Source organism: Saccharomonospora saliphila YIM 90502, assembly GCF_000383795.1.
GTDB lineage: Bacteria > Actinomycetota > Actinomycetes > Mycobacteriales > Pseudonocardiaceae > Saccharomonospora > Saccharomonospora saliphila.
Map to the genome: position 1 here is coordinate 2216 of NZ_KB912678.1, position 2669 is coordinate 4884.

Genomic DNA, 2669 nt, shown 5'->3' on the forward strand with positions numbered 1-2669 from the left:
GGACCGGGCTTCGGGCCCGGCTTGGGCGCGGGCCTGTCCTGCTGCGGTCGAGCCTCCTGCCGGGGCTGCTGGGCCTGCGGAGCCTGCTGCTCCTGCGTCTGCTGTTGCGACGGGGCCGACGGCTTCGGCGGCGCGGGAGCCGCGCCGTTGCCGTTTCCGCTCGGCGGCGTCGGCTTCGGGCCCCGGCCCTTGCCGCCGGAGGCCTTGTCGGAGGTCTTGCCGTCCCCTCCGGTGAACGCGTCCCGCAGCCGCCGGGCGACGGGCGCCTCGACCGTGGAGGACGCGGATTTCACGAACTCGCCCTGCTCCTTCAGCTTGGCGAGTACTTCCTTGCTCGTGACGCCGAGCTCTTTCGCGAGCTCGTGCACGCGGGCTTTGCCTGCCACTGCTCTCCTCAACTGATGAGGTCGGCGGCGAAACCCGCAGACCTCGTCCTATCGTCGCGCGTTCATGGCTTCAGCTTCACGGCTGACTCATGACGGGTCGACCTGCTTCCTTGTTCCGGTCTGGGCACGAGAACTCCCCGTACCCGTACAGCTCTCGGTGAGCCGGTGCACATGATGCCGCACACCCGCCGCGTCGAGCACCCCCGTCGCCCGCAGGGCTCGGGGAAACGCCCTCCGCCGCTCGGCGCGGGACAGGCACCCCGGATCAGGGTGCAACCACGCGCCGCGGCCGGGGAGCCGTCGCCGTTCGTCGACGACCAGCCGCCCGTCCGTCGCGACCACGCGGACCAGCTCACCGGCCGACGCCCGGCGCCGACACCCGACACACGTGCGGACCGGGGAGGTTCCGCGTTCCCGGCGTGTCGAGATCGGCTGTGGGTGTCGCACCACAACCCAGTTTAGACCTTGGTCAATCAGTCGGCGGAACCGGTGGCCGCCACGTGCGGTGTCTCGGTCGGCTCCACCTGGCGCTGCCCCGTCTCGGGGGCCGCGTCACTGCGGATGTCGATCCGCCATCCGGTCAGACGCGCCGCGAGCCGCGCGTTCTGCCCTTCCTTGCCGATGGCCAGGGACAACTGGAAGTCGGGGACGACGACCCGGGCCGTCTTGGCCCGCTCGTCGACCACCCCTACGGAGACAACCTTCGCGGGCGAGAGCGCATTCCCGACGAACTCGGCCGGGTCGTCGGAGTAGTCGATGATATCGATCTTCTCACCCCCGAGCTCGCTCATCACGTTGCGCACCCGTCCGCCGACGTGCCCGATGCAGGCGCCCTTGGCGTTGACGCCCGGCACGGTGGAACGCACGGCGATCTTGGAGCGGTGCCCCGCCTCGCGGGCCACGGCGGTGATCTCCACGGTCCCGTCCGCGATTTCGGGGACCTCCAGCGCGAAGAGCTTGCGCACCAGGTTCGGGTGGGTCCGCGACAGCGTGATCTGCGGACCGCGGAGGGTGCGCGCGACCCCGACGACGTAGGCCTTCAGCCGGGAACCGTGCTCGTAGACCTCGCCGGGCACCTGCTCGGCCGCGGGCAGCACGCCCTCGGTCTCCCCGACCTGCACGACCACCATGCCCCGCGCGTTGGCCTTCGCGTCACGCTGCACGACGCCCGCGACGATCTCGCCCTCCTGGGCGGAGAACTCACCGTAGGTCTTCTCGTGCTCGGCGTCGCGGAGCCGCTGGAGGATGACCTGCCGCGCGGTCGCCGCCGCGATGCGGCCGAACCCCTCCGGGGTGTCGTCCCACTCCTCGGCGATCTCGCCGTGCTCGTCGAGAGTGTGCGCCAGCACCCGGACGAAGCCCGTCTTACGGTCGATGTCGATCTTCGCGCGGGGCTGATGCCCTTCGGTGTGCTTGTAGGCGGTCAGTAGCGCGCTCTCGATCGCCTCGAGCACCGTCTCGAAGGGGATGTCCTTGTCCCGTTCGATCGCGCGCAACGCCGCGATGTCGACGTTCACCTCGGCTCCTCCTTCGATCCGGCACCTTCATCGATCTTCCCGTACGCGTCGTCCTCAAGCAGCTTCAGATCACCCGCGGGTGGCTGCTTGAACTCGACCTCGACGACGGCGCTGTGCACGTCGGCGTACCGCACATCGCGGATCTGTCCGTCGACCAGTATCCGCGCCGACTCGTCCCCCGCCTCGCCGACACGGCCCACGTACGGCGCCCCGTCGACGGGCGTCACGCGCACGAGACGGTATCTCGCTCTGCGCCAGTGCCGGGGCCGCGTGAGCGGCCGGTCGAGACCGGGCGAGGTCACCTCCAGCGTGTAGGCGCCCGCGATGAGATGCTCGTACTCGTCGAGCACCGCGGACACCGCCCTGCTGATCTCGGCGACCTCGTCGAGTTCGACGCCGTCCTCCCCGTCGACCACGACCTTCACCAGCTTGCGCCGTCCTGCCTGCTGCACGTCCAGCGCGTCGAGATCGAAACCCGCGGCCGCGACGGCCTCGGCCACGAGGGGCTCCAGCCTGCTGGCGAGTTCGTTGGGCACCGTGATGCTCCCTGTTGTCCTTGTTCTGAAGTGGTGGTTCAGCTTATCGTGCCCCCGCCGCGTCGCGCCGGGCGTCGGGCACCCGGCTCGGCCGGGCCTGGCAGGATGCGTGTCGTGACACCCCGACATGCGCTGAACCGGCGTGCCCTGCTGCGCGTGGTGGCCGCGACGGCACTGACCGTGCCCGCGACGGGCGCCCTCGCCGCGTGCGAGTCCGGTTTCGTGGACCG

The 2669-nt window shown here is 70.6% G+C and carries 4 protein-coding genes; all 4 read right to left on the bottom strand.

All coding sequences use genetic code 11. The features are described 5' to 3' along the window. On the bottom strand, positions 1–386 hold a 386-nt coding region (locus SACSA_RS26815; RefSeq protein WP_232212943.1), incomplete at its 3' end, for a translation initiation factor IF-2 N-terminal domain-containing protein. 87 nt (positions 387–473) lie between these two features. Continuing rightward, on the bottom strand, positions 474–836 hold the full coding sequence (locus SACSA_RS24645) for a YlxR family protein (protein WP_083940243.1): 363 nt from the start codon (positions 834–836) through the stop codon (positions 474–476). 23 nt (positions 837–859) lie between these two features. Further along, complete coding sequence (gene nusA, locus SACSA_RS0112480) at positions 860–1903, bottom strand: transcription termination factor NusA (RefSeq protein WP_019816269.1); 1044 nt, start codon at positions 1901–1903, stop codon at positions 860–862. Continuing rightward, the gene (gene rimP, locus SACSA_RS0112485; protein ID WP_019816270.1) at positions 1900–2439 is read right to left on the bottom strand and encodes a ribosome maturation factor RimP; all 540 of its coding nucleotides are present in this window, start codon (positions 2437–2439) and stop codon (positions 1900–1902) included. The genes nusA and rimP overlap by 4 nt, the downstream gene beginning before the upstream one ends. Positions 2440–2669 lie beyond the last annotated feature (230 nt).